At 68.3% G+C, this 5,662-nt stretch carries 5 protein-coding genes; all 5 read right to left on the bottom strand.

Annotated elements, in window-relative coordinates; all coding sequences use genetic code 11:
• The coding region (gene ftsZ, locus ACR2JA_RS20230; RefSeq protein ID WP_434010855.1) for a cell division protein FtsZ at positions 1-948 on the bottom strand (948 nt) is incomplete at its 3' end.
• Between the two features lie 165 nt (positions 949-1,113).
• Positions 1,114-2,343, bottom strand: coding sequence for a cell division protein FtsA (ftsA, locus tag ACR2JA_RS20225; protein WP_434010854.1), 1,230 nt, complete (start codon positions 2,341-2,343; stop codon positions 1,114-1,116).
• A 13-nt stretch (positions 2,344-2,356) separates the two neighbouring features.
• Positions 2,357-3,151 (bottom strand): cell division protein FtsQ/DivIB, encoded by a 795-nt coding sequence (locus tag ACR2JA_RS20220; protein WP_434010853.1) that lies wholly within the window; start codon positions 3,149-3,151, stop codon positions 2,357-2,359.
• A 13-nt stretch (positions 3,152-3,164) separates the two neighbouring features.
• Positions 3,165-4,115 carry a D-alanine--D-alanine ligase gene (locus ACR2JA_RS20215; protein WP_434010852.1) on the bottom strand — a complete coding sequence of 317 codons (951 nt, stop codon included), beginning with the start codon at positions 4,113-4,115 and terminating at the stop codon, positions 3,165-3,167.
• Positions 4,116-4,138: 23 nt separating this feature from the next.
• Positions 4,139-5,548, bottom strand: a complete 1,410-nt coding sequence (gene murC / locus ACR2JA_RS20210) for a UDP-N-acetylmuramate--L-alanine ligase (RefSeq protein WP_434010851.1) — start codon at positions 5,546-5,548, stop codon at positions 4,139-4,141.
• Between the last annotated feature and the right edge of the window lie 114 nt (positions 5,549-5,662).

Below are 5,662 nucleotides of genomic sequence, written 5' to 3'. Positions count from 1 at the left end.
ACCCGTGGCCACCACGGTCACGCGCATCTCGTCGCCCAGGCTCTCGTCGTAGGCGGCGCCGTAGATCACGTGCGCGTCCGGTGCGGCGTAGGCCTTGATGGCGTTCATCGCTTCCTTCGATTCCTTGAGCTTCAGGCTGCCCTTGGACGCCGTCACCAGCACCAGCACGCCCTTGGCGCCGGACAGGTCCACACCCTCCAGCAGCGGGCAGGCCACGGCCTGCTCGGCGGCGATGCGGGCGCGGTCCGGACCGGTGGCGGTGGCGGTGCCCATCATGGCCTTGCCGGGCTCGCCCATCACGGTGCGCACGTCTTCGAAGTCGACGTTCACGTTGCCGTACTCGTTGATGATCTCGGCGATGCCGCCGACAGCGTTCTTGAGCACGTCGTTGGCGTGGGCAAAGGCCTCGTCCTGGGTCACGTCCTCGCCCAGCACATCGAGCAGTTTGTCGTTGAGCACCACGATCAGCGAGTCCACATTGGCTTCGAGCTCGGCCAGACCGGCATCGGCGTTCTGCATGCGCTTGCCGCCTTCGAAATCGAAGGGCTTGGTCACCACACCCACGGTCAGGATGCCCATTTCCTTGGCCACGCGCGCGATCACCGGCGCAGCGCCTGTGCCGGTGCCGCCGCCCATGCCGGGGGTGATGAACAGCATGTGCGCGCCATCGATGGCGGTGCGGATGTCTTCCACCGCCAGTTCGGCCGCGTCACGGCCCTTCTCGGGCTTGCTGCCGGCGCCCAGGCCGGTGCCGCCCAGCTGGATGGTGCGGGAGGCCAGGCTGCGGCTCAGGGCCTGGGCATCGGTGTTGGCGCAGATGAATTCCACGCCCTGGACGTTGCGCGAGACCATGTGGTCCACCGCGTTGCCGCCGCCGCCGCCGACGCCGATCACCTTGATCTGGGTGCCTTGGTTGAACTCTTCGACTTCGATCATTTCGATGCTCATAAAACCTCCTGGGTTGCGCCCTTGCGGGTCGCGGTGTGATTCAAAAAAACGCTGGCGATTCGGTGATGGGGGTGGGGACTCATCCGGGTGGCCCTGTGCAGTCCCGACATCGGGATCGGGGGCGTGTGCGGGGGTCACCCTGTGCGGCAAGTGGACGTTTCATGATCAGAACGTCCCCACAAACCAGTTTTTCATGCGGTCCAGCGCGCCCTGCATGGAGCCGGCCTTCTGCGCCACCTTGTGTCCGCGCACGCGCGCCAGGCGGGCTTCTTCGAGCAGACCCATGACCGTGGCCGCGCGCGGCTGCGACACCATGTCCGACAGCGCGCCGGCGTAGTGCGGCACACCGCGGCGCACCGGTTTGAGGAAGATGTCCTCGCCCAGTTCGACCATGCCCGGCATGACGGCGCTGCCGCCGGTGAGCACGATGCCCGAGGACAGCACCTCCTCGAAGCCCGAATCGCGCACCACCTGTTGCACCAGGGCAAAAATCTCTTCGACGCGCGGCTCGATCACGCCGGCCAGGGCCTGGCGGCTGAGCATGCGCGGGCCGCGGTCGCCCAGGCCGGGCACCTCGACCCGCGTCTCCGGGTCGGCCAGCAGCTGCTTGGCGCAACCGTTCTCGACCTTGATGTCCTCGGCGTCCTTGGTGGGCGTGCGCAGCGCCATGGCGATGTCGCTGGTGATCAGGTCACCGGCGATCGGGATCACCGCCGTGTGGCGGATCGCACCGCCAGCGAAGATCGCCACGTCGGTGGTGCCGGCGCCGATGTCCACCAGCGCCACGCCCAGTTCTTTCTCGTCGTCGGTCAGGATGGCCTGGCTCGACGCCAGCGGGTTGAGCATGAGCTGGTCCACCTCCAGCCCGCAGCGGCGCACGCACTTGATGATGTTTTCCGCCGCGCTCTGGGCGCCGGTGACGATGTGCACCTTGGCTTCCAGGCGGATGCCGCTCATGCCGATCGGCTCCTTGACCTCCTGGCCGTCGATCACGAATTCCTGCGGCTCGACCAGCAGCAGGCGCTGGTCGGTCGAGATGTTGATCGCCTTGGCCGTCTCGATCACGCGGGCCACATCGGCCGGGGTGACCTCGCGGTCCTTGATGGCCACCATGCCGCTGCTGTTGATGCCGCGGATGTGGCTGCCGGTGATGCCGGTGTAGACGCGGGCGATGCGGCAATCGGCCATCAGCTCGGCTTCTTTGAGCGCCTGCTGGATGCTCTGCACCGTGGCGTCGATGTTGACCACCACGCCGCGCTTGAGCCCGTGGCTGGCCGAGACGCCGAGCCCCGCGAGCTTGAGTTCACCATTGGCCTGCACCTCGGCCACCACCACCATGATCTTGGCGGTGCCGATGTCCAGTCCGACGACGAGGTCCTTGTATTCCTTGGCCATGATGTGTGCTTGTTTACCGGGTGTTCTGGGATTGCTTGGGATCGTCCTGGGCGACGGTGGTCACGCCGCGCACGCGCAACGCGTAGCCATTGGGATAGCGCAGGTCCACCGACTGCAGGGCGCCGGGGTAGCGCGCCGTCAGCTGGCTGAGGGTGGCGGTGAAACGCTGCGTGCGGGCCAGCAGCTCGTCGGGCGTGCCACGGCCCAGTTCGATGTGCGTGCCGCTGTCGAGATCGATGCTCCAGCTGCCGCGCTCGTTGAGCTGCAGCCGGGACAGGCCCATGTCCAGGCGGCTGAATTCGGTCTGCAGGCTCTGGAACAGCGCCCACACCTGGGCCGATTGATGGTCGGGCCCGGCCAGTTCGGGTAGCTCTTCGCCTTCGTCCGGGCTGGCGTCGAAGACCTCGCCCAGCCGGTTGACCAGCCGGCCCGAGCCCGCCTGGCCCCACCAGGCCACGGCCTGGTGTTCTTCGATGGTCACGCGCAGGCGGTTGGGGAATTCGCGCTGTACCACCGCGCTGCGCACCCAGGGCACGGCCTCGAACAGGCTGCGCACCTGCTGCAGGTCCAGCGTGAGGAAGCTGCCCGAGAGGCTGCTCTTCATCTGCGCTGCCAGCTGCGCGCGGAAGGTCACGGCGTTCTGGTGCACCACGTCGCCCTGCACCGTGATGGCCCGCACCGACCAGGCCGGGTGGCGCAGCGCCCAGGTGCCCGCCGCCACCGCCGCGAGGGCGATCAGCACCACGACCAGGGCGCGCGTGGCCATGGTCATGAGCTTGACGTCCAGGGGCAGTTCGGTGCGGTCCATGGGGCGTGGGGCATCAGGCCTGGTGGGGAGCGTTGTCCAGCGCCGCGCTGGCCAGCACCTGCAGGCACAGGTCTTCGTACGACAGGCCGGTGGCGCGGGCCGACATGGGCACCAGCGAGTGGCTGGTCATGCCCGGCGAGGTGTTGATTTCCAGCAGATACGGCTGGCGCGTCTTCGCGTCGATCATCACGTCGGCGCGGGCCCAGCCGCGGCAGTCCAGCGCGCGGAAGGCCTGCAGCACCAGCGCCTGGATCGCGGCCTCTTCTCCCTCGGGCAGACCGCAGGGCACGAGGTACTTGGTGTCGTCGGTGAAGTACTTGTGCTGGTAGTCGTAGTTGCCGTCGGGCGCGACGATGCGGATCACCGGCAGCGCGCGCGCCTGGGCGCCGGTGCCCAGCACGGGAATGGTCACCTCGTCACCGGCGATGAACTGTTCGCACATCACCATCGGGTCCTGGCCGGAGGCCAGCGCATAGGCCGCCTCGCACTGGTCGGCGGTCATGACCTTGGTCAGGCCGATGGTCGAGCCTTCGCGCACCGGCTTGACGATCATGGGCGAGCCCAGCGCCTCGAAGGCGGCGCGGGTCTCGGCCGCGCTGTGCACCTGGCGCCAGGCCGGCGTCGACAGGCCTTCGGCGATCCAGATGCGCTTGGTCATGAGCTTGTCCATGGCCACACTCGACGCCATGACGCCCGGGCCGGTGTACGGAATGCCCATGATTTCGAGCGCACCCTGCACCGTGCCGTCTTCGCCGAAGCGACCGTGCAAGGCGATGAAGACGCGGTTGAAACCTTCGCGCTTGAGCTCCCCCAGGTCGCGTTCGGCCGGGTCAAAGGCGTGGGCATCCACACCCTTGGACTTCAGCGCCGCCAGCACGCCGGTGCCGGACATGAGCGAGACCTCGCGTTCGGCGGAGCGCCCGCCCAGCAGCACGGCGACCTTGCCGAGCGCTTTTGCATCCATGTAATTCACAACAGCTCCCACGTTCAAACCTTGGCCTTGCTGGCCAGTTCGACCACCTGCCCCGCCACCGCGCCGATGGAGCCGGCGCCCATGCACAGCACCACGTCGCCATCGCGGGCGTTGTCCAGCACCGCCTGCGGCATGACGGTGATGTCGTCCACGAACACCGGTTCGACCTTGCCCGCCACCCGCAAGGCGCGGGTCAGGGCACGGCCATCGGCGGCCACGATGGGCGCCTCGCCGGCGGCGTACACCTCGGCCAGCAGAACGGCGTCGGCCTGGCCGATCACCTTCACGAAATCCTCGAAACAGTCGCGCGTGCGGCTGTAGCGGTGCGGCTGGAAGGCCAGCACCAGGCGCCGGCCCGGGAAGGCGCCACGCGCCGCGGCCAGCGTGGCCGCCATCTCCACCGGGTGGTGGCCGTAGTCGTCCACCAGCGTGGCCACACCCCCCGACGGCAGGGCCGCGTCGCCGTAGCGCTGGAAGCGCCGGCCCACGCCTTTGAACTCGGCGAGCGCCTGCTGGATGGCGGCGTCGGGCACGCCGATCTCGACCGCGATGCCGATGGCCGCCAGCGCGTTGAGCACGTTGTGGTGGCCCGGCAGGTTGAGCACCACGTCCAGGTCGGGCAGCACCTCGCCGTTGCGGCGCTGCACGGTGAAGTGCATCTGTCCGCCCACGGCACGCACGTTGACGGCGCGGATCTGCGCGTCCTCGCTCACGCCGTAGGGCGTGATGGGGCGCGCGATCTGCGGCAGGATCTCGCGGATCGCCGGGTCGTCCACACAGACCACGGCCGCGCCGTAGAACGGCATCTTGTGCAGAAAGTCCACGAAGGCCGACTTGAGCTTGCCGAAGTCGTGGCCGTAGGTGTCCATGTGGTCGGCGTCGATGTTGGTGACGACCGACAGCACCGGCAGCAGGTTCAGGAAGGACGCGTCCGACTCGTCGGCCTCGACCACGATGTACTCGCCCGAGCCCAGCTGCGCGTTGGCGCCGGCGCTGTTCAGCCGCCCGCCGATCACAAACGTCGGGTCCAGGTGGGCGGCGGCCAGCACGCTGGCGACCAGGCTGGTGGTGGTCGTCTTGCCGTGCGTGCCGGCGATGGCGATGCCCTTTTTCATGCGCATCAGCTCGGCCAGCATGATGGCACGCGGCACCACCGGCACCAGCTTGGCGTGGGCGGCCACCACCTCGGGGTTGTCGGCCTTCACGGCGGTGGAGGTGACGATGGCGTCGGCCCCGGCGATGAAGGCCGCGTCGTGGCCCTTGTGCACCGTGGCGCCCAGCTGCGCCAGGCGGCGCGTGGCGGCGTTTTCGCCCAGGTCGGAACCCGAGACCACATAGCCCTGGTTGAGCAGCACCTCGGCGATACCGCTCATGCCCGAGCCGCCGATGCCCACAAAGTGGATGTGTCGAATGGCGTGCTTCATGCGGTGGTCACTTTCGCGAGTTGCTCGCAGGCGGTCACCACGGCCGCCACGGCGTCGGTTTTCTTCATGTTCTGGGCCTTCGTGGCCATGGCCATCAACTGGTCGCGCTGCAGG

It is taken from the genome of Hydrogenophaga sp. (genome assembly GCF_051007235.1).
Classification (GTDB): domain Bacteria; phylum Pseudomonadota; class Gammaproteobacteria; order Burkholderiales; family Burkholderiaceae_C; genus Hydrogenophaga.
Note: the sequence above shows the minus strand (reverse complement) of the source record. Positions and strands in the feature narration are given on the sequence as shown.

What these genes read in the sequence shown, in the direction of transcription:
- ftsA (WP_434010854.1), bottom strand. Translation starts at nt 2,343, where the DNA reads ATGGCCAAGGAATACAAGGACCTCGTCGTCGGACTGGACATCGGCACC.
- ACR2JA_RS20220 (WP_434010853.1), bottom strand. Translation starts at nt 3,151, where the DNA reads ATGGACCGCACCGAACTGCCCCTGGACGTCAAGCTCATGACCATGGCC.
- ACR2JA_RS20215 (WP_434010852.1), bottom strand. Translation starts at nt 4,115, where the DNA reads ATGGATGCAAAAGCGCTCGGCAAGGTCGCCGTGCTGCTGGGCGGGCGC.
- murC (WP_434010851.1), bottom strand. Translation starts at nt 5,548, where the DNA reads ATGAAGCACGCCATTCGACACATCCACTTTGTGGGCATCGGCGGCTCG.